We start from the raw sequence: 24,268 nt of genomic DNA, 5'->3' as shown, positions 1-24,268 counted from the left end.
GCGACGACGCCTTGGGAACCGTGACGTACGGCAGCGTGGAGAGCGACATCTCGCCCACCGCGCTCACACGACAGGTCCCCGACAGCCCCGCCGCACTCGGCCTGGGAACGGCGCAGTACGAAGCCTTCGGCAGCATCAGCCGCAGCGGCACGTCCAAGTGGGCGAAGAAGCACTGGAACGACCGGCACGAGTACAGCCAGGACTGCACCAACTTCGTGTCCAAGGCGCTGTACCACGGCGGCGGCATGCGCATGAAGGGCGTGGGCAAGGACAAGAAGAGCACCAACTACTGGTGGCGTACCAAGCACTCGTCGCCACCGCACTCCGGCGGGGGGTTCTACTATCTGTGGTCCCACACGTGGACCGTCGCCGACAAGATGGAGACCTTCCTCTCCAAGCACAGCGCCGGCATCGTGAACACCGAGTCGAAGCAGAAAGAGGCCAAGGTCGGTGACGTGGTCTTCTTCAACTGGGGCGGCAAGGGCGGCTGGGACCACGCGGGCGTCATCACCAAGATGAAGAACGGCAAGGCCTACGTGAGCGCCCACAACAACAACCGTCTGAACCAGCGTCTCGACACCTACATCAACAGCCAGAGGGGAACGTGGGCGAACATCCACCGAGTCATTCCGGAGTGGTACTGATGCCCCGGACCGCGAAAGCGCGATGGCTCATCGCCGTGGTCGTCGCCCTCTGCGTGGCCGTGGGCGCCCTGGTCTGGTGGTCGAAGCGCGATGCGGCACCGTACGCCTTGCGGGACACCCCTGAGGTGCACGTGACGGTCCGAGCCGCCACGTCGACCTATCCCGAGGCCGAGGAGGTCGCACGCGAGGCCGAACTGCTTCTCGAGGTCTACGTCCAGCGCCTTCGGGACGGTGACGCCGAGGACCTGGCCGACATCGGTGCTCCGTGGTACACGGGCAGGGAGGCGGCCGCGCGGGACCTGATCTCCAAGTTCGGCGCCCAGGCCGGTCATCCGGTTCAGGCCGTGGTCGCGGACCCCGTCACACCGGGTCTAGCCAGTGTCGAACTCCGCTACGGAAGCGAAAGCCGCCAGACCCTCGACCTCACCCGCGACGACGGAGTGTGGTGGCTGGCCATCGGGAACGGCGACCCGGTGAAACCGTAGCCGCCGCACGCCCGTGTTCCCGCCATCAGGCGGGTTCGCAGGGACCGTCACCACAAGCGCAGGCCGGGGTACTCCCGGCCTGCGCTCTTCACTCGCAATCGCCTGTCTCAGCGCGTGCGTGCTGCTCGTCTCGCGTTACATGGTGGGCGATAGCAGGGTGCCTTCGAACATCTGGCGCTGGAGAGCCGGCTCCGGACCAGGTGGAGAGACGCGGTGATGCGCGCCGCCCCTGGGAAGGTGGCAGCTCAGGCCGAGGGTGCCGACTTGAGGGACGTGACGAAGGACGTCCAGGCCGGGGCCGTGATGGTGAGGACCGGGCCGTGAGGGACCTTGGAGTCCCGGACGGGGACGACGGCGGTGTGGGCGTCGCAGACCTCGACGCAGTTGCCGCCGTCGCCGTTGCTGTAGGTGCTCTTGCGCCAGCGTGCCGCGCCGGGGAACGCTTCGGCTACCTCTACGCAGTCGCCGCCACTTCCGTTGCTGTACGTGCTCTTGCGCCAGACGGCTGTGCTCAAGTCAATCCCGTTGCTTGCCATTTCCGTCATCCTCAGCCGCTTGCTCGATCAGGGCGAGGGACGCCTCTGGGGGCAGTGCGGCGGCCCTGAGCCGATCGTATGCCTTGCGGTACTGCTTCACGAGGGCCGGATCGTCGATGGTGTCCCCGCTGTACTGCGCCTCCGTGTAAACCAGGGGCGGGGCGTCCGGGAAGGTCATGACCATGGCCGAGCCCAGCATCAGTGGATGCGCGCCGCAGTTCCACGGAAGGATCTGGGGAACGATCCGGCGGCATCGCGCGAGTTCCGCGATGCGCTCCCACTGTTCGGCGCTCCGCTCCGGCGGCAGGATCGGCTGACGCAGCAACGACTCGGGCAGGATCACCCAGTACTCGGGGGTCTTGTGGTCGTCCTCGAACAGCCGGGACCGCGCCAGCCTGGCAGTCACCTTCTCCTCCACCTCCTCGTCCGGAGCCAGAGGGTGGGCAGAGCGAGTGACCGCCCGCGCATACGCCTCCGTCTGCAACAACCCCGGCACCAGCGTCGGGCACCACTCCTCGATGGTCTCCGCGTGCTGCTCCGCCTCCAGCACCCGCTCGAAGTAGCTCGCGTGCCCCCGCCGCTTCGCCCGCCGCACGTCCTCACACCGCCGCCTGAAGAAGCCGTCCGTGCCCAGCACCCTGTCCACGTGCTCGGCGAGTTCCGCCGGCATCCGGCGCGTGCCCCGCTCGATCTCGCTGAGGTGGCTCGGGCCGTAGAAGCTGCCCTCGACGAGTTGCTGGAGGGTCAGGCCCGCCTCCTCCCGCTTCCAGCGCAACTCACTGCCGTAGAAGGTCGGGACGCCCGTCGAACCGTCGATGTCCTTGCGCTGACCCATCGTTCACCGTCCTTGCTGTGCCGTTACCGCGCGCTGCCTCACCCGGCACCGTGTCCGCGCGGATCAGGCGCGGGATGCCGAAGGGCTGTCACGGTACGGCGGCCGGCGCCACAGTGTGAGGAGTCCGTCACTCAGCGCACTGGAAGGTGTGAACCCCCATGCACAGCCCCGCCGAAGCCGACGCCTGCGTCGAGGAGTTGCGAGCCGCACTCGCCGCACACGGCATCACCCTGCCGTCCCTCGGCCTCGATCTCCCGGCCTTCGCCGCCCGCTGCCCCACCCGGCCGCTGATCGCGCTCGGCAACTGCAATCTCCTCACCGCCAAGGCCCTGGCCGCCGCCCTGCGCAAGGGTGCGGCGTGATGCGGCCGGTGGTGACGCTCGAACTGCTCGCGACCCCCGTCGAGGTGTCCGGCGTGCGGCGGGCCCTGCGCTCGTACGGGATCGACGTGCAGCTCTGCGCGAGCGAGCTCGTCACGAACGTCATCCGGCACGTCGGGGAGGGCGTCCCCGTGACGGTACGGGTCTGGCGGGAGGAGGGCGGACGCGTCCGGCTCGGGGTCACCGATCCCGACCCGCGGGCCCTGCCCGTCCTGGTCGGAGCAGTCGGCGCCGAGGACGAGTCGGGCCGCGGACCGGCGCTGCTCGACGCGCTGGCCGTGCGGTGGGGCGTGGAGCAGGAGGCCGGCCGCAAGACGGTGTGGTGCGAGGTGCTCGTCAGCGTTCCGGAAACGCCCGAGCGCCCCGGTCGACACAGGGCGTCGGCCGGAGCGCTCGGTTCTTCGTCGGCACGTTCGTGAGCCCGCGGAGCGGGCCGCGCCGAAGCGGGCGGGAGTGGGCCTGTCGCCGCCGGGTTCCGTCGAGGCGAACGGAGGGCGGCGACGGGCCCGGAAACCCCGCACGCCGTTGTGCGGGCCCCGCCAGTCGGTTCCGCGGCCGGCCGTGACGATGTTGCTGGTCAGGGCACTGTCGGTTCCAGCCGGCCGCGGAGTTCAGGGGGTGGGGCTCAGCCCAGGCGCTCCACCAGGGCGCGGTACTCGTCCCACAGCTCCTTCGGCGTGTGGTCGCCGAAGGTGTTCAGGTGGTCGGGGACCAGGGCGGCCTCCTCGCGCCAGACCTCCTTGTCGACCGTGAGCAGGAGCTCCAGGTCGGAGTCGGCCAGTTCCAGGCCGTTCGTGTCGAGGGCCTCCTTGGTCGGCAGGATGCCGATGGGGGTCTCGACGCCCTCGGCCTTGCCCTCCAGGCGCTCCACGATCCACTTCAGGACGCGGGAGTTCTCGCCGAAGCCGGGCCAGACGAACCGGCCCTCGTCGTCCTTGCGGAACCAGTTGACGTAGTAGATCTTCGGCAGCTTGGACTGGTCCTTGTCCTTGGCCACGTCGATCCAGTGGGCCATGTAGTCGCCCATGTTGTAGCCGCAGAACGGCAGCATCGCGAACGGGTCGCGGCGCAGCTCGCCGACCTTGCCCTCGGCGGCGGCGGTCTTCTCGCTGGCCACGTTGGCGCCGAGGAAGACGCCGTGGTTCCAGTCGAAGGACTCGGTCACCAGCGGGACGGCGCTGGCCCGGCGTCCGCCGAAGAGGATCGCCGAGATCGGCACGCCCTTGGGGTCCTCCCACTCCGGCGCGATGATCGGGCACTGGGAGGCCGGGACGGTGAAGCGGGCGTTGGGGTGGGCGGCCGGGGTGCCGGACTGCGGGGTCCAGTCGTTGCCCTTCCAGTCCGTGAGGTGGGCCGGGGGCTCCTCGGTCATGCCCTCCCACCAGACGTCGCCGTCGTCCGTCAGCGCCACGTTGGTGAAGACGGAGTTGCCCCACAGCGTCTTCATCGCGTTGGCGTTGGTGTGCTCGCCGGTGCCGGGCGCGACGCCGAAGAAACCGGCCTCGGGGTTGATGGCGTACAGGCGGCCGTCCTCGCCGAAGCGCATCCAGGCGATGTCGTCGCCGATGGTCTCGACCGTCCAGCCGGGGATGGTCGGCTCCAGCATGGCGAGGTTGGTCTTGCCGCAGGCGCTCGGGAAGGCGGCGGCGACGTACTTGGACTCGCCGCGCGGCGGGGTGAGCTTGAGGATGAGCATGTGCTCGGCCAGCCAGCCCTCGTCGCGGGCCATGACGGAGGCGATGCGCAGGGCGTAGCACTTCTTGCCGAGCAGGGCGTTGCCGCCGTAGCCGGAGCCGTAGGACCAGATCTCGCGGTCCTCGGGGAAGTGGGAGATGTACTTGGTCTGGTTGCAGGGCCAGGGGACGTCCTCCTGGCCGGGCTCCAGCGGGGCGCCCAGGGTGTGGACGGCCTTCACGAAGAAGCCCTCGGAGCCGAGCTCGTCGAGGACCGCCTGCCCCATGCGGGTCATGGTGCGCATGGCGACGGCGACGTACGCGGAGTCCGTGATCTCCACGCCGAGCGCGGACAGCGGCGAGCCGAGCGGGCCCATGCAGAACGGCACGACGTACATGGTCCGGCCGCGCATCGAGCCGCGGAACAGGCCGCCCTCGCCGCCGGAGCCCTGGAAGATCTCCCGCATCTCGGCGGGGGCCTTCCAGTGGTTGGTCGGGCCGGCGTCCTCCTCCTTCTCGGAGCAGATGAAGGTCCGGTCCTCGACGCGGGCGACGTCGGTGGGGTCGGAGGCGGCGTAGTAGGAGTGGGGGCGCTTGATCGGGTCGAGTTTCCGGAAGGTGCCCTTCTGGACCAGTTCCTCACACAGTCGCTCGTACTCGGCTTCGGATCCGTCACACCAGACCACGTTGTCCGGCTGCGTCAGTTCTGCGATCTCGTTGACCCACGAAATCAGTCCCTGGTGGGTGGTGGGGACGGTGGGAGCCGCGATGTCGCGCGCCACGATTGCTCCTAAATGGGGGATTTTTGTTGTGGAGGCCCCGTGGGGGCTGCGACCCGGATGCTTCCCGAACGGATCTTCGGCGCTCATCCGGTGCCGACCGCACTCATTTGATCATCCGACGAGAGTGCCCATCTGTCCAGAGGGCCGCACAGGTGAGCGACGTGACGATGACCACGGTTTCCCTGCGGCTTTACGTGCACGTTGGGTTCATCTGACCGTTTCTTTGCGTCAGGGCGGCACCGGCGGTGTGAGACGCCCGCCACTCCTGGGCGGCCGACCCGGTGCGCTGATCCACGACCTACGGTCGCGTAGCTACCATCGGCTTATGACTGCGTTCGCCCCCGACGGGCCCACGGACTCGCCGGCCGACGGCCGCGGTCCGGTGGAGCTCCACCTGCCGCATCCGGTCAAGCCGAAGCTCCGCGGCTGGCTGCACCTGGGCATGTTCCCGGCAGCCGTCGTCGCGGGTCTCGTCCTCACCGCCCTCGCCGAGACACCCCGCGGGCGCATCGCCTGCGGGATCTACGCCCTGACGGCCTGCCTGCTGTTCGGCGTCAGCGCCCTGTACCACCGGGGCGACTGGAGTCCGCGCATGGACGGCATCCTGCGCCGCCTGGACCACTCCAACATCTTCCTGATCATCGCGGGCACCTACACGCCGCTCACCATCCTGCTCCTGCCCGACGCCAAGGGCCGGTGGCTGCTGTGGGGCATCTGGGCCGCCGCCGCGGCCGGCATCCTCTTCCGCGTCTTCTGGGTCGGCGCCCCGCGCTGGCTCTACACGCCCTGCTACATCGCCATGGGCTGGGCGGCCGTCTTCTTCCTCCCCGACTTCATGCGCGCCGGCGGCGTCGCCGTCCTCGTCCTGGTGATCGTCGGCGGCCTCCTCTACAGCGCGGGCGGCGTGATCTACGGGCTCAAGCGCCCCAACCCGTCACCGCGCTGGTTCGGCTTCCACGAGGTCTTCCACTCCCTGACCCTGGCCGCGTTCATCGCGCACTACGTCGGCATCTCCCTGGTGGCGTACTAGGCGGCGGGGGCCGCCCCGGTCTTGGCCGCGGCCGGGGCGGATGGCCGACAATGACCCCCATGACGGCCCCCCGCACCTCCCCCGCCGACCGCCCCCCCGCCGGGGCTGCGCGAACGGAAGAAGACCAAGACCCGCCAGGCGATCCGCACCGCCGCCTACGCGCTGGTCGAGGAGCAGGGGTACGAGGCCACGACGGTCGAGCAGATCGCCGACCGGGCCGAGGTCTCGCCGTCCACCGTCTTCCGGTACTTCCCGACCAAGGAGGACATCGTCCTCACGGACGCGTACGGCCCGGTCGTCGCGGAGGCGCTGCGGGCCCGGCCCGCCGACGAGCCGTGGCTGGACTCCGTGCGGCACCTGCTGCGCCGGGCCGTCACGGCCGGGACGGCCGAGGAGGCCGAGGTGACCCGGCTGCGGACCCGGCTGGTGGCCGAGGTCCCGGCGGTGCGCTCACGGATGCTGGAGAGCATGTCGGGCACCGGCCGGATGCTCGCCCGGTCCCTCGGGGAGCGCACCGGCCTCGACCCGGAGAGCCTGGAGGTGCGGGTCCTCACGACGTCCCTCGTGGGCGGGCTGATGGAGGTCTCGCGGTACTGGGCCGAGCACGGCCACCGGGACGACCTCGCCGACCTGGTCGACCGCGCCCTGGACGTCTTCGAGCACGGGCTGCCCGCCGCGGGACCCTGAAGCCGCGCCGCTGTCCCGTGACATCCTGACCGGGTGAACAACGGTCCCGAGATCCACATCGAGTTCGCCCCCGAACTGCACCTGTTCGTCCCCCAGGCCCGCCCCTCGGGCGCCCTGCGGACCGCCACCGACGGCGTCTCCAGCCTCGGCCACGTCGTCGAGTCCCTCGGCGTCCCGCTGACGGAGGTCGGCACGCTGGTCGTGGACGGCCGCGAGGTGCCCGCCTCGCACGTGCCGGCGGAGGGCGAGTCGGTGCGCGTACGGACCGTCACGCGCCCCCAGCGGGTGCCCGGCGCCCCCCTGCGGTTCCTGCTCGACGTGCACCTGGGCACCCTGGCCCGCCGGCTGCGCCTGCTCGGCGTGGACACGGCGTACGAGTCGACGGACATCGGCGACCCGGCGCTGGCCGCCCGCTCGGCGGCCGAACAGCGGGTCATGCTCAGCCGCGACCGGGGCCTGCTGCGCCGCCGCGAGCTGTGGGCGGGCGCGTTCGTCTACAGCACCCGGCCCGAGGAGCAGCTCCAGGAGGTCCTCGACCGGTTCCGGCCCGACCTGAGGCCCTGGACGCGCTGCACCGCCTGCAACGGGCTGCTGCGGCAGGCCACCAAGGACGAGGTCGCCGACCAGCTCAAGCACGGCACGCACCGCACGTACGACGTCTTCGCCCAGTGCCGGGACTGCGGGCGCGCCTACTGGAAGGGCGCGCACCACGAGCAGTTGGAGGCCATCGTGGAGCAGGCGGTGAGCAGGAGCGCGCAGCACGGCTGAGCCCCGGGCCGGCGCCGTCGCGTCCGGGCGGCCCGGGTCCCCGCGGGAGCCGCCCGGCGTCCCCCTTCCCGCAGGTCACGCCGTCCCCGTCGCGGCCCGGGGCGAGCGGGTCGCCGCCGCCGTCGGCAGCCGCCCCGCTCCCGGCCCGCGGGCCGGGCCCGCCGCCGCCCGCCGCCGCCCGCCGCCGCGTCAGCCGCCGCGTCAGCCGCCGAGGGCCGCGCGCAGCCGGTCCGGGTCGGTCGTCGGGGCGTCGCACGTGAAGTTGCGGCAGACGTACGCGGCCGGTTCGCCGTGCACCAGCGGCCGGTCGGCGAGCAGCGGGAACTCGTCGCTCTCGGGGATGCCGACCGCGACGACCGTGCCGGGCGCGGTGCCGAGCAGCGCCGTGCGGTGCAGCATCCGCGTGCCCTCGTGGCCGAGGGACGGGCCCACCACCGCGACCTCCCGGGGCCCGTCGAGCAGGGCCTCGGCGACCGCCAGCCCCCAGCCGACGAAGCGGGGGACGCGCGGCCCGAGCGCCTTGACGACGCCGAGGGCCTTCTCGGCGGCGGCGCGGTGCGGGGCGGAGCCGGTGTGGGCCGCGTAGGCCAGCAGGGCTCCGGCGGCGGCGCTCCAGCCGGACGGGGTCGCGTTGTCGGTCGGGTCCTGCGGGCGGCGGATCAGCCGCTCGGCGTCGGCGGCGGTGTCGTACAGCGAGCCGGACTCCGGGTCGGTGAACCGGGCGAGGACGTGGTCGAGCAGCAGCCCGGCCAGGTCCAGCCAGACGCCCTCGCCGGTGACGGACGCCAGCGCCAGGAAGCCCTCGGCGACGTCGGCGTAGTCCTCCAGCACCCCGGCGTTGGCGCCGACGTGGCCGTCCTTGCTGGTGCGGGCCAGGCGGGCGTGGTCGTCGAAGTGCAGCCGCACGAGGAGGTCGGCGGCGGCGAGGGCGGCCTCGACGAGGTCGGGCCGGTCGAAGTAGGCGCCGGTCTCGGCGAGCGCGGCGATCGCGAGGCCGTTCCAGGCGGCGACGACCTTGTCGTCCCGGCCGGGGGCGGGGCGGCGGGACCGGGCCTCGGCCAGGCGGGCCCTGACCGACTCGACCTTCGCCGCGTCGGCCAGTCCGTCGTGCTGCGGGAGCTGCAGCACCGACTGGCCATGCTCGAAGGTTCCCTCCTCGGTGACGCCGAAGTGGCGGGCGGCGAGCTCGGCGTCCTCCTCGCCGAGCACCTCGCGCAGCTGCTGCGGCGTCCAGACGTAGTAGGCGCCCTCGACGTGCCGGCCCGTGCCGTCGTCGCTGTCGGCGTCCAGCGCGGAGGCGAACCCGCCCTCGGCGGTGCGCAGTTCGCGCACCATGAAGTCGGCGGTCTCCAGCGCGACCCGGCGGGCGAGCTCGGAGCCGGTGGCCCGCCACAGGTGGGCGTAGACCCGGCACAGCAGGGCGTTGTCGTACAGCATCTTCTCGAAGTGCGGGACGGTCCAGTCCCGGTCGACGGAGTACCGCGCGAAGCCGCCGCCGAGCTGGTCGTAGATCCCGCCGCGCGCCATGCGCTCGCAGGTGTCCACCGCCATCTGCAGGGCGCCCTCGGAGCCGGTGCGGGCGTGGTGGCGCAGCAGGAACTCCAGCACCATGGACGGCGGGAACTTCGGCGCTCCGCCGAACCCGCCGCGCTGCGCGTCGTACTCCCGGGTCAGCCCGAGCAGCGCCTGCGCGATCTCCTGCTCGCCGGGGACCTCGCTGCCGCCGTAGGAGATCTCCCGGCCCGACAGGTCGCGCACGATCTTGCCCGCGACCTCGGTGACCTCGTCGTGCCGCTCCTCCCACGCCTGGCGCACGCCCTGGAGCACCTGGAGGAAGGACGGCATGCCGTGCCGGGGCTCGGGCGGGAAGTACGTGCCGAAGTAGAACGGCTCGGCGGCCGGGGTGAGGAAGACGGTCATGGGCCAGCCGCCGTGGCCGGTCGCCGCCTGCACGGCCTCCATGTAGACGGCGTCGACGTCGGGGCGTTCCTCGCGGTCGACCTTCACGCTGACGAAGTGCGCGTTGAGGTAGTCGGCGGTGGCCCGGTCCTCGAAGGACTCGTGCGCCATCACGTGGCACCAGTGGCAGCTGCTGTAGCCGACGCTCAGCAGCACGGGGACGTTCCGCTCGCGCGCCTCCTCGAAGGCCTCGGGGGACCAGGGCCACCAGTCGACGGGGTTGTCGGCGTGCTGGAGGAGGTACGGGGACGTCTCGTGCGCCAGTCGGTTCGGCATGGAGTCCATCCTGCCGCAGTACCCCTCCCGTCACGCGTCAGGCGTCTGCCGGGCGGCGATCCTCCGCACGTCCTCCCGGCCCGCCGCGCCCGTGGCCGAGGACGGGACGGGGCAGGCCCGTTCCCGCCGGGGACGGCCGTGCCGTGCGGGACGGTCGTCGCGCGGACGCCGAGCGGCCGCCGAAGAGTGAAGAGTTACGACGCCCGCGCCCGGGCCCTCGCGGCGTACGGGCCGGACCGTCTCCCCGCGCGGCCCGGGCTCCGCCCGCCGGTTCCCCGTCGGCGCCCGCGCCGGTTCCCCGGCGCACCGGCGTCGTCCACGGCGAGGCGTGGACGTGCCCGGAGCCGGCGGTCGCCGGCCCGGACGCGGCCCGGCGGGACCGGCACCCCGGCGTGATCCCGGACCGGCGTGCGCGGGAGGTCATGAGGCGGCGGCGGAGGCCGAGGCGTGGGCGGCCGGGCCCGTCGGCCCCCGCGCCGTCGGCGGACACCGGGCCGGGTCACGTGCGGACCCCGGCCGAGGGGCGGACGGAGCGGGCGGCGTCGCACCCCCGCCGGCCCCCGCCGGGGCCGGGCGGGCGGCGTCACATCCGCCGGGGGGTCAGCCCTGCCGCTGCTTGCCTCCGCCGGAGGCCTCCGGCTCCGCCCCGGGGTCCGGGGTCTCCGTGAAGTCGACCTTGCCCATGTGCCGGTTCATGGACTTCATCAGGCCCCACACGGCCAGGGCCATCACCGCGAAGACGATGAAGCCGAGGACGCCGGGGGTGACCTTGTCCTTGTCGATCTCCTCGGCGAGGGTGACGAGGTGTGTCATTGCCAGGCTCGCGCTTGCGCTCATGTCAGGCATTGTCGCGGATGCCCGCAAAGAGGTCGTCCTCGGGGAGGGAGGTGTCCACGAGGGACTTCGCCAGCTCGTACTCCTCCGTCGGCCAGACCTCCCGCTGGATCTCCATCGGCACCCGGAACCAGCCCCCGTCGGGGTCGATCTGCGTCCGGTGCGCGATCAGCGCCTTGTCGCGGATCTCGAAGAAGTCGGCGCACGGGACGTGCGTGGTCAGCGTGCGGTCCTTGTGCCCCGACTCGTCCCAGCGCTTGAGCCACTCCCCGTACGGCGACTCCAGGCCTCGCTCCAGCATCGCCCGGTGCAGCGCCTCGGTGCGGGGCCGGTTGAAGCCCTGGTTGTAGTAGAGCTTCAGCGGCTGGTACGCCGGGCCGTACTCCGCCTCGGGGTACTTCTCGGTGTCCGCCGCGCCCTCGAAGGCCACCATCGAGATCTTGTGGGTCATGATGTGGTCGGGGTGCGGGTAGCCGCCGTTCTCGTCGTAGGTGGTGATCACCTGGGGACGGAACGAGCGGATCTTCCTCACCAGCTCGCCGGCCGCCTTGTCGACGTCCTCCAGGGCGAAGCAGCCCTCGGGCAGCGGCGGCAGCGGGTCGCCCTCGGGCAGGCCGGAGTCCACGAACCCGAGCCACTCCTGCTTCACGCCGAGGATCTCGCGGGCCTCCGCCATCTCCTTGCGGCGGACCTCGTGGATGTTCTCCTCGATGTACGGGTCGCCCTGCAGCTTCGGATTGAGGATGGAGCCGCGCTCGCCGCCCGTGCAGGTCACGACCAGCACGTCCACCCCCTCGGACACGTACTTCGCCATGGTGGCCGCGCCCTTGCTCGACTCGTCGTCGGGGTGGGCGTGCACGGCCATCAGTCGCAGCTGGTCAGTCAAGACTCGATCCTCGGTAAGTCGGCGCCCTGTGCGTCGGCGCGGTCCAGTAAGTGTCGTCCCCGTCGAGGACGGCGTTGAGGGGTGGCGGTCGGGAAGCGGGCGGGGGCTTCTATAGTGACCGAATCGGGATGCGGATAATTCCGGGATCAGACAGCGGGGGCCCTTTCGGGACACCCGTCCCGCCCCGGCCGGGAGGACGAGCATGAGTACGGCGAGCACGCGACTGCCCGAGGGCCGCTACGGCCGCTCCTCGGACGAGCGCGCCGACCGCACCCTCCGGGTCGTCGGCGCGGTCCTGGCGGTGGTCCTGCTGGGACTGCTCGGCTGGTTCGGCTACCACTACGTCGGCAAGAACGAGATCAGCGCCGAGGTGATCAGCTTCGACCTGGGCGAGGAGTCGGTGAAGGTGCACCTGGAGGTCCGCAAGGACGCCGGCGCCTCCGGCTACTGCACCCTGCGCTCCCAGGCCGAGAACGGCGCCGAGGTGGGCCGCGCGGACTTCCGCTTCGACGGCGGCGCCACGCGCGTCGACGAGGTCGTCACGCTCCGCACCACGTCCCCGGGGACGACGGCCGAGCTGCTCGGCTGCCACGCGGACTGACCCGTCCGGCGCATCCGGACATCACCGGGAATACGTACCCGCTGACCTGCGTTGACGTGATTCTCGTGACATATGTCCTCCCCCTTCGGCCCTTGAATTGTTAGGCTCGTGGTTTCGCCCATCCATGAAGGAACATGCTTCTGGGTAGGGCGATGCTTTGTCTTCCCAGTACCTACGAGGAGCACCTGTGACCCAGACCAGCGAGAACGTCACCTGGCTGACCCAGGAGGCGTACAACAAGCTCAAGGACGAGCTTGAGTACCTTACTGGTCCCGCGCGCTCGGAGATCGCCGCCAAGATCGCCGCTGCGCGCGAGGAGGGCGACCTGCGTGAGAACGGCGGGTACCACGCGGCCAAGGAGGAGCAGGGCAAGCAGGAGCTCCGCGTGCGCCAGCTCACCCAGCTCCTCGAGAACGCCAAGGTCGGCGAGCCTCCGGCGGCCGACGGCGCCGTGGCGCCCGGCATGGTCGTGACGATCGCCTTCGACGGCGACGAGGACGACACCCTGACCTTCCTGCTCGCCTCGCGCGAGTACGCGAGCGCCGACATCGAGACGTACTCCCCCCAGTCCCCGCTGGGCACCGGCGTGATCGGCCACAAGGTCGGCGAGGACGCGGAGTACGAGCTGCCCAACGGCAAGAAGGCCTCGGTGCGCATCCTCAAGGCCGAGCCCTACAACGGCTGACCCGGCTCCGACGGCCCCCGGCGCCCCGCGGCGCCGGGGGCTTCGTCGTGCGGCGGTCGAAACCGGGAAGCAGCAGGGGTGAGGACGCGACGGGCGCCTCGCCGGTCAGGCGGCCGGTGGGACGCCGTCCCCCCGTTCCGCGGCGCCGGTGTCAGACGATGACCGTGTAGCCCGCCTCGCGCAGGGCCCGGCCGACCTCGGCGCAGTGCGCCGGGCCCTTCGTCTCCAGGTGCAGCTCGACCTCCGCCTCCGTGAGCCCGAGCCGCGGATCGGTCCGTACGTGGCTCACGTCCAGGACGTTGGCGTCGACCGCCGACAGCACGCCGAGCAGCGTGGCCAGTGCGCCCGGCCGGTCCGTCAGCCGCAGCCGGACGGCCAGGTAGCGGCCCTGCGCGGCCATGCCGTGCCGCAGCACCCGCTGCATCAGCACCGGGTCGACGTTGCCGCCGGACAGCACCGCGACGACCGGCCCCTCGAAGGAGCCGGGCCGGCTCAGCAGCGCCGCGACGGGGCTGGCCCCGGCCGGCTCGACGACCAGCTTGGCCCGCTCCAGGCAGAGCAGCAGCGCGGCGGACAGCTCGTCCTCGGTGACCGTGCGGACCTCGTCCACGAGATCGCCGACGATCCCGAACGGCACGTCACCGGGCCGCCCGACCCTGATGCCGTCGGCCATCGTCGCCGGGTCGGCCAGCGACACCGGCCGCCCGGCCGCCAGCGACGGCGGGTACGCCGCCGCGCCCTCCGCCTGCACGCCCACGATCCGCAGGTCCGGCCGCAGCGCCTTCACCGCGACCGCGATCCCGGCCGCCAGCCCGCCCCCGCCGATCCCGACGACGATCGTGCGCGCCTCGGGGCACTGCTCCAGGATCTCCAGGCCGACCGTGCCCTGGCCCGCGATGACGTCGGGGTGGTCGAAGGGGTGGATGAACACCGCGCCCGTCTCGGCCGCGTACTCCTGCGCCGCGGCCAGCGTCTCGTCGACCACCTGCCCGTGCAGGCGCACCTCGGCGCCGTACTCCCTCGTCGCACTGATCTTCGGCAGCGGGGCGCCCCTGGGCATGAAGACCGTGGAGCCCACGCCGAGCAGCGAGGACGCCAGCGCGACGCCCTGCGCGTGGTTGCCCGCGCTGGCGGCGACGACCCCGGCGGCGCGCTCCTCGGGCAGCAGCCCGGCGATGCGGACGTACGCGCCGCGCAGCTTGAACGACCCCGTCCGCTGGAGGTTCTCGCACTTGAGGTGCACCGGCGAGCCCACCAGCTGGGACAGGTGCCTGCTGCCCTCCATCGCGGTCACCCGGGCCACGCCCGAGAGCATCTTCTGGGCGCCGCGCACGTCGTCGAGGGTGACGGGTGGCAAGGAGTCAGCCGTGCGGTAGCTCATGACACCCAGCATCGCAGTTCACAGGCCGCAAGGACGGTTGTGACCAACCTGCGGGACCGGCTTTGCGCAGCGCCGGTACGGCCCGCCCCCGGGCCGCGTACCCTGTCCCCCAATTAGCAGCCCTCCACGAAGTGAGCCCCCGGCCATGCCCACAACACCCGACATGTCGATGGACATGACGACCGTCGGTGACACCGGTCTTCTCGACACGTTGCAGCACGAGGTGGCGCTGTTCGCCCGCCGCGCCGAACAGACGCGGCTCGGCGGGGTCGGGCAGGTGCGCAACTCGATGGACCGCGCCGCCTACCTGCTGCTCAACCGCCTCGACAAGGAAGGTCCGATGGGCGTCAAGGCGCTCGCCGCGAGCATGGGGATCGACTCGTCGACCGTCACGCGGCAGGTGGCCCCGCTCGTCGACACCGGCCTGGTCAAGCGCACCTCGCACCCCGAGGACGGCCGGGCGGTGGTGCTCCAGCTGTCCCCGCGCGGGCAGGCCCGGCTGGAGGAAGTGCGCTCCTCGCGGCGTCAGTTGATGGCCGAGCTGACCCACGACTGGGCGCCGGAGGAGCGCGAGGCGTTCTGCGCCCTCCTGACGCGCTTCAACGGCGCGCTGTCCGCCCGCATGTCCGCCCAGGGCGTCCCCGGCCCGGAGGCCCCGGCGTCCTCCTGACCCGCGCACCCCGCGCGCGTACGCCCCGGCTCTTGACCCGCGGCCCCTCACTGGCCTCATATGAGACCGGGCCCTCCCGGCGTACGCGGCGACCGCGCACCGCCCGGCCGGGTCCGCACGGTCAGGCTCGCCCCCAGGGGAGGCGCGGTGCGACGACGGCATGCCTCCCGGGGCGCCCTCCGGGACCGCCAGTTCGAGGCGTTCGTGGCGGGCGCGGGCGGCCGCCTGCTGCACACCGCCACCCTGCTCACCGCCGAGTCCCCCGGCGACAACCCCCGCGCGCGGCGCCTGCTCACCCGGGCGCTGGCCCACACGTACGCGGGCTGGGACCGGCTGCACGGGGAGGACCCCTACGACCGCGCCCGCCAGTACCTCGCCACCCGCTTCGCGCGCGGCTCCTGGCACCGCCGGGGCGCCTTCGGCCGGGGCCGTCCCGACCCGGCGGCTCCCCTGGCGCGGCTCTCCGCGCAGGAGCGCCTGGTCCTCGTCCTGCGGCTCCACGAAGGGGTCGCCGAGGAGCAGGCCGCGGCCCTGCTCGGCCTGTCACCGGACCGCGTCCGTGCCGTCTGCCACCGGGCCACGTCCAGGCTGCTGCACCCGCCGCGCGGCTCCGCCCCGGTGGTCCGGGGCGCCGGGGCGGTGGCGTCGTGACGCGGCGGCACGCGTGCGCGTGCCCCGCGGCGGCGGCCGTCCGGGGGCGGCCCGGCGCGGGGGGCCCGCGGTGACCGGGCCCGACCGGGACGCGAGGGTGCGGCGGATGCTGGAGCAGGCGCCGCCGCCGGTGCCGCCCGGGCTGTACGCCGACGCGGTGCGCCGCGGCGGCCGCCTCCTGCGGCGCCGGGCCCTCGCCCTCCGCCTGTTCTGGCTGCTGGCGGGCGCGGCGACGGTGGCGCTCACCGTGTGGGCGCTGACGACGCGCCCCTGGGCGGAGCCGCCGTCCGTCACGACCCCGCCCCTGACCGGCTGGTGACGCCCCGCGCGGCCCGCCGGGCCGTGCCGTCCGGATCACCCCGGCCGGGCCGGCCGGGAGGAGCCACGCCGCACGGCGGGCCCGATCCGGAGGACAGTGCCTAGCCGAGCGCCTGCTGCAGGTCCTCCAGCAGGTCGTCGACGTTCTCGATGCCCACGGACAGGCGCACCAGGTCGGCGGGGACCTCCAGGGCCGAACCGGCCGTGGAGGCGTGCGTCATGCGGCCCGGGTGCTCGATCAGCGACTCGACGCCGCCCAGGGACTCGCCGAGCGTGAACACCTTGGCGCGGTTGCAGACCTCGACGGCCGCCTCCTCGCCGCCCGCGACCCGGAAGGAGATCATGCCGCCGAACGCCTTCATCTGCTTGGCGGCGACCTCGTGGCCGGGGTGCTCGGGCAGCCCCGGGTACAGCACGCTCGTCACGCGCGCGTGCCGGGTGAGCATGTCGGCGACCTTCTCGGCGTTCTCGCTGTGCCGGTCCATGCGCACCGCGAGGGTCTTGGTGCCGCGCAGCACCAGCCAGGAGTCGAAGGGCCCGGCGACCGCGCCCATCGCGTTCTGGTGGAAGGCCAGCTCCTCGCCCAGCTCCGGGTCGCTGGTGACGAGCGCGCCGCCGACGACGTCGGAGTGGCCGCCCATGTACTTGGTCAGCGAGTGCACGACGACGTCCGCGCCGAGCGAGAGCGGCTGCTGGAGGTACGGCGTGGCGAAGGTGTTGTCGACGACGAGACGGGCGCCCGCGTCCCGGGCGACCTGGGCGACGGCGGCGATGTCGGTGATGCCGAGCAGCGGGTTGGAGGGGGTCTCCACCCACACGGCCTTGGTCTTCGGGGTGAGGGCGGCCCGGACGGCGGCGGGGTCGCCGGTGTCGGCGACCGACCACTCCACGCCCCACCGGGTGGCGACCTTGGCGAACAGGCGGAACGTGCCGCCGTAGGCGTCGTTCGGGATCACCACGTGGTCGCCGGGGCTGAGCAGCGCGCGCAACAGACAGTCCTCGGCCGCCAGCCCGGACGCGAAGGCGAGGCCGCGCCGGCCGCCCTCCAGCGCGGCGAGGTTCTCCTCCAGTGCGGTACGGGTCGGGTTGGCGCTGCGGCTGTACTCGTAGCCGCCGCGCAGGCCCCCGACGCCGTCCTGCTTGTAGGTCGACACCTGGTAGATGGGCGGGACGACCGCGCCGGTCAGGGGGTCGGCGGTGTTGCCCGCGTGGATCGCGAGGGTCTCGAAGTGCTGACTGATCTGCCTGTCGCTCATGCGCCCGAGGGTAGTGCGCCGACGGCCCGGGTGACGGACGGCGGTCCCGTGCGGGCCGTGTCCGGGCCCCCGGGCCGCGGTCCGGCCCGGAGTTTTCCACAGGACCGGTGCCCAGGTTGGCCAAGTGTCGGCGCGGTCTGGTTCGCTGGTGGCATGGAGATTCTCTGGGTCCTGATGGCGCTGGTCATGCTCGGCTTCGTGCTGCTGCCGTTCCTGCGGCGCAGGCGCGGCACGATCGAGCAGGTTCCGCCCGGCCACCCGGACGCCGCGGACCCGGCGACCTACGGTTTCGTGCGCGAGGAGGAGCTGGACATCCGCATGCCCGGCCCCGACCAGGACCTGCTGGACGTCCTGGACGTGGTGCAGCGCACGCAGGACCACCGCGCGGCGCAGCAGCTCCTCGCCGGCACCGAGGCGCGGGGCGAGCTGCGCTGGCAGCGCGTGCAGGCGTTCGCCGGGGCCGCCTCCCTGGAGCTGCGGCAGCGGCCCGGCGGGGCCGCCGAGGCGCCCGGCGGGCAGTGGCTGCGGGTGTGGCGCATGGAGGCGCCCAAGGACGCGGGCGGCGCGGCGGTGCACGCCGAGTTCCTGGTGCAGCAGGCGTGGCGGACGGCGACCCCGGGGACGGACGAGTTCCGGATCATCATGGAGGAGGCCAGGACGGCGTGCGGCGAGGCGGCGCTGCTGGCCCCCGGTGATCCGGTCCCGTACATCGTCGAGCTGTCGGTGGCCCGCGGGCTGGCGTACTCCCAGAAGGAGTTCGAGCAGCTCTGGCTGAAGATCCTGGACCGCGACCCCGACCACCTGGGGGCGCACCTGGCCGCGCTGCACTACTGGTGCGCGAAGTGGCACGGCTCGCGCGAGCTGGCGTACGCGTTCGCGGAGGCCGCCGCGGCCCGCGCGCCGCGGGGTTCGCTGCTGGCCGCGCTGCCGCTGTTCGCGGTCTTCGAGCACCTCCCCGAGGTGAACCTGGTCAGCGGCTTCTACCGCAGCGAGGTCGTCACGAAGGCGATCCACGGCGCGCTGCACGCGGTGCACGCGGCCCGCCCCGACGACCCGATGCTGGCGCACGTGCGGCACATGCTGGTCTTCTTCCTGGTGCGCGCGGAGCGCTGGGCGGAGGCCATGCACCAGCTGGTCCACATCGACGGCCACGTCGGCGCCCTGCCGTGGACGCTGTCCGCCGACCCGGCCGGGGAGTTCGCGGTCTACCGTGCGCTGGCGGTGGCGGGCTTCGAGGCGAACGGCGGCAGCCCGGCGAGCCTGCCGCACTGAGGCGGCCCGGGGTCCCGCGGAATGCCGGGTGGTCCCCGCACGTTGGACAGGGCGTCGCCCCGCGGTGGGCGTCGCCCCGATTGGAGACCGCATGTTCCTGTACAGCCGTACGCCCCAGCTGCCGACCCCCGAGCAGGCGCTGCCCGGCCGCCCGGAGCCGGCGTTCACGGTCCCCGACCGCCACACCGTCCTGGGCAACCCGCTGCTCGGCCCGTACCCCGAGGGCCTGGAGACGGCCGACTTCGGCCTGGGCTGCTTCTGGGGCGCCGAGCGCAAGTTCTGGCAGCTCCCGGCCGGCGTCTGGACGACCCTGGTGGGCTACCAGGGCGGCTACACCGAGCACCCCACCTACGAGGAGGTCTGCTCGGGCCTGACCGGCCACACGGAGGTGGTCCGCGTGGTCTACGACCCCGAGGTCGTCTCCTACGACCGGCTGCTGAAGACGTTCTGGGAGTCCCACGACCCGACCCAGGGCTTCCGCCAGGGCAACGACGTGGGCACGCAGTACCGCTCGGCGGTCTACACCCACACCCCCGAGCAGGCCGCCACGGCCGAGGCCTCCCGCGCGGCCTACCAGAAGGTCCTCACGTCCTCCGGCTACGGCTCGATCACCACGGAGATCCTCCCGGCGCAGGACCGCCCGTTCTACCCGGCGGAGGACTACCACCAGCAGTACCTCGACAAGAACCCGGCGGGGTACTGCGGGCTGGGCGGGACCGGGGTGTCCTGCCCGATCGGCGTCGCGCCGGCGCCGGAGGCAACCGACAGGTAGCCGGTGGCGCGAGCCCCGGCCCTCGATGACGGGGCGAGCCGGGGCACAGCGTTCCGTCCCGTGCTACGGCTCGACTCCCCCGCGCAGCCCCCACTCGTCCAGGCCCGAGTAGACGAGCGCTGTGCGGCCCCGGGGAAAGGAGAAGCACTCGGCTTCCCCTGAGTAAATCGCCACCAGCGAGTCGGTCCCCCGCCACCAGGTGTCCGCCAGCCCTCTCACCTCGCGCACCGGCTCGCAGGCGTCCAGGGCGATCCGGTCGACGTCGTCACCGGTGACCTTGGTGACCCGCTCCGCCCACATGGCCGCGTGGTGGGCCAGTGCGAGCGACTCCACCCAGCCCTCGACGGTCGCGTGAAGGGGCACCCACCGGTCCGCGTGGATGCCGAACTCACCGCCCGGTCCGATCATGAACGAGTAGGGGACGGCGGTCCGCTGCGTGCCCGCTTCGAACCACCATCCTTCGGACGCCGAGCCTTCGGGCGAGTCGGGCTCGAAGTACTTGGGGCCTCCGTCGTACTCCGGGGCGGGCGGCAGGAGCAGTCCGCCCCACCGCTCGCCGAAGGCCGCCATCCGGTCGATCACCGCAGGGGGGACGTCCCGGTCGAGCCACCACTGCCGGTGGTCCGCGACCGGCCGGACGTCGACCCTGATGCCGTGCACACCGACGAAGCCCCGGGCTCTTCGCGTCAGCCCGTCGGGCACGTCGCCGAGGAGGTCGAGGTTCACCCGGGAGACGCTACCGGCCGTCCCGTCGCCCGCGCATGCGAAAAAATCGGTGGCCGCCCGCACCGGCCGGCCCGACGCTGTACGCCATGGAACGACCGCAGCATGAGATCCGCGCGGCCTACGGGGCCTCCACGATCACCGTCTACCAGGCGTACTCTCCGGAGCTCGGCCTGCCCGCCGTCCGGGAGGGGAGGTTTCCCGCCGCGTGGAAGCGGAGCCGGATGACGTGGATCAAGCCGTCGTTCCTGTGGATGATGTACCGCTGCGGCTGGGGCACGAAGCCGGGACAGGAGACGGTCCTCGCCGTCGAGATCACTCGCGACGGCTTCGAGTGGGCGCTGCGCAACGCGTGCCTGTCGAGTTACGTCCGCGGGCTGCACCCCGACCACAGCACCTGGCAGCACCGGCTGAAGCGCTCACCGGCCCGCGTCCAGTGGGACCCCGAACGTGATCTGCGCCTGCGGCCCCTGCCCCACCGCTCGCTGCAGCTCGGTCTCTCCGGGGAGGCCGTGGAGCGTTACGCGGACGAATGGACGGTCTCCTTCCGCGACGTGACTCCGCTCGCCCACGAGATCCACGCACGCGTCGCCGGCGGCGACCTGGACGCGGCGGCCCGACTGCTGCCCGAGGAGCGGCCCTACCCGGCCGAGGACGGACTGCTGGCCCACCTGCGCCCGTGACCGCGCACGCCCGTCCGGAAGCGGACCACCGGCACGGGTCACATGGCAGCGCAGGCCCGCCGGGACCGGGGTGTCCTGCCCGACCGGCGGGGCACCGGCCGGGAACCGACCGCTCCGGGCGGGCTCCGGCTGCGCTTCGCCGGTCTCTCACGTATGCCGGTCCCTCGCGTGCACCGGTCCCTCGCGTGCACCGGTCCCTCGCGTACGCCGGTCCCTCGCGTACGCCGTGGAGGCCTCGTCGGGCCGTCGGGCACGGGCACCGGCGGCACCCCGGCAGGACGTCCGCCGTGGCCGCGCGCGCCGCTCCCGGCGTGCGCCGCTCCCCGCTCGGGACCGGTCAACTCCCTTGTGCAGGTTGCCGGATCGCGGAGCCCGGGCGTGCCGGGGAGCCGGCCGGGTACTCGGTGGGCGACGGACACGCAACGGGAGGGAGCGCGTCGTGACACGTTCGAGTGCGGCAGACCCGTCCGGGCTCGGTGATCTCGAACCCGGCACCAGGCAGCGCGCGCAGCTGCGGGTGCGGTGGGCCGACACCGTGTGGACCGCGCTGTGTCTCGTCCTGGCGCTGTGGGCGGTGTGGAGCGCCGTCGGGATCGCCCGGGGCGTGACGGCGTGGGCGCATGCCGTCGTGGCGTGGGTGCTGCTGGCCGTGGGGCTGTCGCTGCGCGCGGCGGCGGCGCGGCGCAGGACCCGGCTGAAGGCGTAGCCCGTCCGGCGTCCCGCACCGGCCAGGACCTGACCGAAGGTGTGGCCCGTCCGGCGTCCCGCGCCGGGCGGGACCCGTTCGCCCGGCCCTTGTGCCCGCCTCACGCCCCGCTGCCGTACGGCCGGGTCAAGATCTCCAGGCGGTGCCCGTCGGGGTCGTCGAAGTACGTGCCCCGGCCGCCGTCGTTGTGGTTGATCTCGCCGGGGCGGGTGTGGAACGGGTCGGCCCAGTGGGTGAGGCCCGCCGCCCGGATGCGGGCGAGGATCTCGTCGAACTCGGCCTCGGAGACCAGGAACGCGTAGTGCTGGGGCGCGATGGCGCCGTCCGTGTCCAGGTAGTCGAGGGTCACGCCGTTGGGGATCTGGACCGGGACGAACGGGCCGTAGGGCGGACTCACCTCCAGTCCCAGGATGCCGGCGAGGAACCGGGCCGAGGCCCGTTTGTCGTGCGCGTGGACGATGGTGTGGTTCAGCTGCACGGTCACGGCGGCCTCCCGTCCTCCCGGCCCCTCCCGACCACCGTACGTCGGGGCCCGCCCCGAATCCGAGGGCCCCGGGAGAGTGCTCCCGGGGCCCTCGGCACGGTGCCGGTACGGGGGGGATCAGATGGTGGCGGTGTCGATCACGAAGCGGTAGCGCACGTCGCTGGCGACCACCCGCTCGTACGCCTCGTTGATCTGGTCGGCGCGGATCAGCTCGATCTCGGCGCCGATGCCGTGCTCGGCGCAGAAGTCCAGCATCTCCTGCGTCTCGGCGATGCCGCCGATCATGGATCCGGCGAGCGACTTGCCGCCGCCGATCAGCGCGAACAGGTTGAGGGAGATCGGCTCCTCGGGGGCGCCCACGTTCGCCAGGGTGCCCTCGGTCTTCAGCAGCGACAGGTACGCGCCGAAGTCGAGCGGGGCGGAGACGGTGGAGACGATCAGGTCGAAGCTGCCGGCGAGCTTCTCGAAGGTGGCCGGGTCGCCGGTGGCGTAGTAGTGGTCGGCGCCCAGCTTCAGGCCGTCGTCTTTCTTGCGCAGGGACTGCGACAGCACGGTCACCTCGGCGCCCAGCGCGTGGGCGATCTTCACGCCCATGTGGCCGAGGCCGCCGAGGCCGACGACGGCGACGTTCTTGCCGGGGCCGGCGCCGAACCGCTTGAGCGGGGAGTACAGGGTGATGCCCGCGCACAGCAGCGGCGCGGCGACGTCCAGGGGCAGGCTGTCGGGGATGCGGACGACGTAGTTCTCGTCGACGACGATGGCCTGCGCGTAGCCGCCGTAGGTGGGCTTGCCGTCCTTGCCGACGGCGTTGTAGGTGCCCACCATGCCGCTGCCGGTGCAGTACTGCTCCCGGCCGGCCCTGCAGTTGTCGCACGCGCGGCAGGAGTCGACCATGCAGCCGACGCCCACCCGGTCGCCGGCCTTGAACTTCGTCACGCCCGGGCCGATCTCGGAGACCACGCCGGCGATCTCGTGGCCGGGGACCATCGGGAAGATCGCCTCGCCCCAGCCCTCGCGGGCCTGGTGGATGTCGGAGTGGCAGATGCCCGCGAACTTGATGTCGATCAGGACGTCGAACTCGCCGACCGGCCGCCGCTCGATGGTCGTGCGCTCCAGCGGAGCCTTGGCGGCGGGGGCGGCGTACGCGGCAACAGTGGTCATGCGGAGTCTCTCCTCAGGGTCCGTGCCCGGCCGCCTTCTGACCGGGCACGGCTTCCAGCCTGCCCCAGGCGCGAGCGTTCACCCAGGTCACGGCTTTGCGTACGCTCGCTGTGCCTACTACTGGCGGGGACAGGCTGGCGTGCGTACGACCAGGCACACTGGAGGCATGGACGAACGGACCGGAACCGTGCGGGAGCCCGCCGCGGACCCCGCCGGGGGTCTGGACCGGCGCACCGAGCTCAGCGAGTTCCTGCGCACCCGGCGCGCCCGGCTGAAGCCGGAGGACGTCGGGCTGCCGGACTTCGGGCGGCACCGCCGGGTGCCGGGGCTGCGCCGCGAGGAGCTGGCGCAGCTGGCCGGGGTGTCGGTGGCGTACTACACGCGGCTGGAGCAGGGCAACGGGCGCAACGTGTCGGCGGAGGTGCTCGACTCGATCGCGCGGGCCCTGCGGCTGACCGACGCCGAGCACGCCCACCTCGTGCACCTGGCCAAGCCCAAGCAGCACAAGAAGAAGCCGGCGGCGCGGACCCAGCAGGTGCGGGTCGCGCTCCAGCAGCTGCTGGACTCCGTCGACGGTGTCCCGGCGTACGTCGTGGGCCGGCGCTCGGACATCCTGGCGTGGAACCGGATGGCGGCGGCCCTCTTCGGCGACTGGGCCGGGCTGCCGGCGCAGGAGCGGAACTGGGCGCGGCTGGTGTTCCTGGACCCGTCCCACCGCGAGCTGTTCGTGGACTGGGACCAGAAGGCGTCCGACATCGTCGCCTTCCTGCGCATGGACGCCGGCTGCCACCCGGACGACCCGCGGCTGTCGTCCCTGGTCGGCGAACTCTCCGTCAAGAGCGAGGAGTTCCGCCGCCTGTGGGCCACGCACGACGTCAAGGAGAAGAGCTTCGGCGTCAAGCGCCTGCGGCATCCGCTGGTCGGCGACCTGACCCTGTCGTTCGAGACGTTCCGCCTGATCGACGACGGCGAGCAGTCCCTGATCACGTACCACGCGGAACCGGGCTCCCCGTCGGCGGAGGCCCTGCGCCTGCTGGCGAGCTGGGGGGCGGACGCGACACGGGCGGGGAGCGGGGCTTCGGCGACGCCGCCCGCCTGACGGCGGCGGGCGCACGCGCGTCGGCGCGGGC

Annotated in this window: 28 protein-coding genes and 1 pseudogene; 18 read left to right on the top strand and 11 right to left on the bottom strand. The window is 72.8% G+C overall.

Annotation, left to right across the window (positions count from 1 at the left end; genetic code table 11):
* Nucleotides 1–20: 20 nt before the first annotated feature.
* Together ACIF8T_RS19300 and ACIF8T_RS19295 are read left to right on the top strand one after the other, a co-directional pair.
* Nucleotides 21–644, top strand: coding sequence for an amidase domain-containing protein (locus tag ACIF8T_RS19300; protein ID WP_400036516.1), 624 nt, complete (start codon nucleotides 21–23; stop codon nucleotides 642–644).
* Nucleotides 644–1,129 carry a hypothetical protein gene (locus tag ACIF8T_RS19295; RefSeq protein WP_400036514.1) on the top strand — a complete coding sequence of 162 codons (486 nt, stop codon included), beginning with the start codon at nucleotides 644–646 and terminating at the stop codon, nucleotides 1,127–1,129. Before ACIF8T_RS19300 ends, ACIF8T_RS19295 begins: the two co-directional genes overlap by 1 nt.
* Before the next feature lie 245 nt (nucleotides 1,130–1,374).
* Here the strand turns inward: ACIF8T_RS19295 and ACIF8T_RS19290 are convergent, their stop codons facing one another.
* Nucleotides 1,375–1,665, bottom strand: a complete 291-nt coding sequence (locus ACIF8T_RS19290) for a DUF397 domain-containing protein (RefSeq protein ID WP_400036512.1) — start codon at nucleotides 1,663–1,665, stop codon at nucleotides 1,375–1,377.
* Nucleotides 1,646–2,500, bottom strand: coding sequence for a helix-turn-helix transcriptional regulator (locus tag ACIF8T_RS19285; protein ID WP_400036510.1), 855 nt, complete (start codon nucleotides 2,498–2,500; stop codon nucleotides 1,646–1,648). The genes ACIF8T_RS19290 and ACIF8T_RS19285 overlap by 20 nt, the downstream gene beginning before the upstream one ends.
* A 158-nt stretch (nucleotides 2,501–2,658) precedes the next feature.
* Here ACIF8T_RS19285 and ACIF8T_RS19280 point away from each other — a divergent pair, with 158 nt between their 5' ends.
* Both ACIF8T_RS19280 and ACIF8T_RS19275 read left to right on the top strand, forming a co-directional pair.
* Nucleotides 2,659–2,862: a hypothetical protein gene (locus tag ACIF8T_RS19280; protein ID WP_400036508.1), complete on the top strand. Its 204-nt coding sequence runs from the start codon at nucleotides 2,659–2,661 to the stop codon at nucleotides 2,860–2,862.
* The gene (locus ACIF8T_RS19275) at nucleotides 2,862–3,299 is read left to right on the top strand and encodes an ATP-binding protein (RefSeq protein ID WP_400036506.1); all 438 of its coding nucleotides are present in this window, start codon (nucleotides 2,862–2,864) and stop codon (nucleotides 3,297–3,299) included. The genes ACIF8T_RS19280 and ACIF8T_RS19275 overlap by 1 nt, the downstream gene beginning before the upstream one ends.
* A gap of 206 nt (nucleotides 3,300–3,505) precedes the next feature.
* On the opposite strand, the gene ACIF8T_RS19270 is transcribed toward ACIF8T_RS19275, so the two are convergent.
* Complete coding sequence (locus tag ACIF8T_RS19270; RefSeq protein WP_400036504.1) at nucleotides 3,506–5,335, bottom strand: phosphoenolpyruvate carboxykinase (GTP); 1,830 nt, start codon at nucleotides 5,333–5,335, stop codon at nucleotides 3,506–3,508.
* A gap of 325 nt (nucleotides 5,336–5,660) precedes the next feature.
* On the opposite strand from ACIF8T_RS19270, the gene ACIF8T_RS19265 reads away from it, so the two are divergent.
* The 4 genes and pseudogenes from ACIF8T_RS19265 to ACIF8T_RS19250 all read left to right on the top strand — a co-directional run bounded on the left by ACIF8T_RS19265 (nucleotide 5,661) and on the right by ACIF8T_RS19250 (nucleotide 7,820).
* A complete protein-coding gene (locus tag ACIF8T_RS19265) occupies nucleotides 5,661–6,365 on the top strand; it encodes a hemolysin III family protein (RefSeq protein WP_400036502.1) in 705 nt (234 codons plus the stop codon).
* 105 nt (nucleotides 6,366–6,470) lie between these two features.
* Nucleotides 6,471–6,581 (top strand): annotated as a pseudogene (locus tag ACIF8T_RS19260) (TetR family transcriptional regulator); the annotation flags it as partial.
* Nucleotides 6,582–6,713: 132 nt separating this feature from the next.
* Entirely contained in the window at nucleotides 6,714–7,052 is a 339-nt protein-coding gene (locus ACIF8T_RS19255; RefSeq protein ID WP_400036500.1) for a hypothetical protein, read from the top strand.
* A gap of 33 nt (nucleotides 7,053–7,085) precedes the next feature.
* Entirely contained in the window at nucleotides 7,086–7,820 is a 735-nt protein-coding gene (locus ACIF8T_RS19250) for a Mut7-C RNAse domain-containing protein (RefSeq protein ID WP_400036498.1), read from the top strand.
* A gap of 201 nt (nucleotides 7,821–8,021) precedes the next feature.
* Here ACIF8T_RS19250 and ACIF8T_RS19245 read toward each other — a convergent pair whose 3' ends face one another.
* The 3 genes from ACIF8T_RS19245 to mca all read right to left on the bottom strand — a co-directional run bounded on the left by ACIF8T_RS19245 (nucleotide 8,022) and on the right by mca (nucleotide 11,754).
* Nucleotides 8,022–10,055, bottom strand: coding sequence for a thioredoxin domain-containing protein (locus ACIF8T_RS19245; protein ID WP_400036496.1), 2,034 nt, complete (start codon nucleotides 10,053–10,055; stop codon nucleotides 8,022–8,024).
* Nucleotides 10,056–10,655: 600 nt separating this feature from the next.
* Entirely contained in the window at nucleotides 10,656–10,901 is a 246-nt protein-coding gene (locus ACIF8T_RS19240) for a hypothetical protein (RefSeq protein ID WP_400036494.1), read from the bottom strand.
* Nucleotides 10,894–11,754 (bottom strand): mycothiol conjugate amidase Mca, encoded by an 861-nt coding sequence (mca, locus tag ACIF8T_RS19235; protein ID WP_400036960.1) that lies wholly within the window; start codon nucleotides 11,752–11,754, stop codon nucleotides 10,894–10,896. The genes ACIF8T_RS19240 and mca overlap by 8 nt, the downstream gene beginning before the upstream one ends.
* Before the next feature lie 223 nt (nucleotides 11,755–11,977).
* Between mca and ACIF8T_RS19230 the strand changes: the two genes are divergently transcribed.
* A complete protein-coding gene (locus ACIF8T_RS19230; protein ID WP_400036492.1) occupies nucleotides 11,978–12,376 on the top strand; it encodes a DUF4307 domain-containing protein in 399 nt (132 codons plus the stop codon).
* A gap of 187 nt (nucleotides 12,377–12,563) precedes the next feature.
* On the top strand, nucleotides 12,564–13,061 hold the full coding sequence (greA, locus tag ACIF8T_RS19225) for a transcription elongation factor GreA (protein WP_400036490.1): 498 nt from the start codon (nucleotides 12,564–12,566) through the stop codon (nucleotides 13,059–13,061).
* Nucleotides 13,062–13,212: 151 nt separating this feature from the next.
* Here the strand turns inward: greA and ilvA are convergent, their stop codons facing one another.
* On the bottom strand, nucleotides 13,213–14,442 hold the full coding sequence (gene ilvA, locus ACIF8T_RS19220; protein ID WP_400036489.1) for a threonine ammonia-lyase: 1,230 nt from the start codon (nucleotides 14,440–14,442) through the stop codon (nucleotides 13,213–13,215).
* Between the two features lie 163 nt (nucleotides 14,443–14,605).
* On the opposite strand from ilvA, the gene ACIF8T_RS19215 reads away from it, so the two are divergent.
* The 3 genes from ACIF8T_RS19215 to ACIF8T_RS19205 all read left to right on the top strand — a co-directional run bounded on the left by ACIF8T_RS19215 (nucleotide 14,606) and on the right by ACIF8T_RS19205 (nucleotide 16,082).
* Nucleotides 14,606–15,112, top strand: coding sequence for a MarR family winged helix-turn-helix transcriptional regulator (locus tag ACIF8T_RS19215; protein ID WP_400036958.1), 507 nt, complete (start codon nucleotides 14,606–14,608; stop codon nucleotides 15,110–15,112).
* 147 nt (nucleotides 15,113–15,259) lie between these two features.
* Nucleotides 15,260–15,763 carry a sigma factor-like helix-turn-helix DNA-binding protein gene (locus ACIF8T_RS19210; protein WP_400036487.1) on the top strand — a complete coding sequence of 168 codons (504 nt, stop codon included), beginning with the start codon at nucleotides 15,260–15,262 and terminating at the stop codon, nucleotides 15,761–15,763.
* Between the two features lie 106 nt (nucleotides 15,764–15,869).
* Nucleotides 15,870–16,082, top strand: coding sequence for a hypothetical protein (locus ACIF8T_RS19205; protein ID WP_400036485.1), 213 nt, complete (start codon nucleotides 15,870–15,872; stop codon nucleotides 16,080–16,082).
* Between the two features lie 100 nt (nucleotides 16,083–16,182).
* On the opposite strand, the gene ACIF8T_RS19200 is transcribed toward ACIF8T_RS19205, so the two are convergent.
* A complete protein-coding gene (locus ACIF8T_RS19200) occupies nucleotides 16,183–17,337 on the bottom strand; it encodes a cystathionine gamma-synthase (RefSeq protein ID WP_400036483.1) in 1,155 nt (384 codons plus the stop codon).
* Nucleotides 17,338–17,490: 153 nt separating this feature from the next.
* Here ACIF8T_RS19200 and ACIF8T_RS19195 point away from each other — a divergent pair, with 153 nt between their 5' ends.
* Nucleotides 17,491–18,609: a hypothetical protein gene (locus ACIF8T_RS19195; protein WP_400036481.1), complete on the top strand. Its 1,119-nt coding sequence runs from the start codon at nucleotides 17,491–17,493 to the stop codon at nucleotides 18,607–18,609.
* Between the two features lie 91 nt (nucleotides 18,610–18,700).
* Nucleotides 18,701–19,381 (top strand): peptide-methionine (S)-S-oxide reductase MsrA, encoded by a 681-nt coding sequence (gene msrA, locus ACIF8T_RS19190; protein WP_400036479.1) that lies wholly within the window; start codon nucleotides 18,701–18,703, stop codon nucleotides 19,379–19,381.
* Between the two features lie 63 nt (nucleotides 19,382–19,444).
* Here the strand turns inward: msrA and ACIF8T_RS19185 are convergent, their stop codons facing one another.
* Nucleotides 19,445–20,107 (bottom strand): hypothetical protein, encoded by a 663-nt coding sequence (locus ACIF8T_RS19185; protein ID WP_400036477.1) that lies wholly within the window; start codon nucleotides 20,105–20,107, stop codon nucleotides 19,445–19,447.
* Nucleotides 20,108–20,193: 86 nt separating this feature from the next.
* Between ACIF8T_RS19185 and ACIF8T_RS19180 the strand changes: the two genes are divergently transcribed.
* Nucleotides 20,194–20,787: a DUF4291 domain-containing protein gene (locus ACIF8T_RS19180; protein ID WP_400036475.1), complete on the top strand. Its 594-nt coding sequence runs from the start codon at nucleotides 20,194–20,196 to the stop codon at nucleotides 20,785–20,787.
* Between the two features lie 439 nt (nucleotides 20,788–21,226).
* Nucleotides 21,227–21,493 carry a hypothetical protein gene (locus ACIF8T_RS19175; RefSeq protein ID WP_400036473.1) on the top strand — a complete coding sequence of 89 codons (267 nt, stop codon included), beginning with the start codon at nucleotides 21,227–21,229 and terminating at the stop codon, nucleotides 21,491–21,493.
* A gap of 100 nt (nucleotides 21,494–21,593) precedes the next feature.
* Here the strand turns inward: ACIF8T_RS19175 and ACIF8T_RS19170 are convergent, their stop codons facing one another.
* Nucleotides 21,594–21,977, bottom strand: a complete 384-nt coding sequence (locus tag ACIF8T_RS19170; RefSeq protein ID WP_400036471.1) for a VOC family protein — start codon at nucleotides 21,975–21,977, stop codon at nucleotides 21,594–21,596.
* Nucleotides 21,978–22,094: 117 nt separating this feature from the next.
* Complete coding sequence (locus tag ACIF8T_RS19165) at nucleotides 22,095–23,138, bottom strand: NAD(P)-dependent alcohol dehydrogenase (RefSeq protein ID WP_400036469.1); 1,044 nt, start codon at nucleotides 23,136–23,138, stop codon at nucleotides 22,095–22,097.
* A 166-nt stretch (nucleotides 23,139–23,304) separates the two neighbouring features.
* Here ACIF8T_RS19165 and ACIF8T_RS19160 point away from each other — a divergent pair, with 166 nt between their 5' ends.
* Nucleotides 23,305–24,237, top strand: a complete 933-nt coding sequence (locus ACIF8T_RS19160; RefSeq protein ID WP_400036467.1) for a helix-turn-helix domain-containing protein — start codon at nucleotides 23,305–23,307, stop codon at nucleotides 24,235–24,237.
* Nucleotides 24,238–24,268 lie beyond the last annotated feature (31 nt).

Origin of the sequence: Streptomyces sp. NPDC085946 (assembly GCF_044540485.1) — a bacterium.
Classification (GTDB): Bacteria; Actinomycetota; Actinomycetes; order Streptomycetales; family Streptomycetaceae; genus Streptomyces.
The sequence above is the reverse complement of the archived record's forward strand: the minus strand, read 5'-3'. Positions and strand labels throughout refer to the sequence as shown.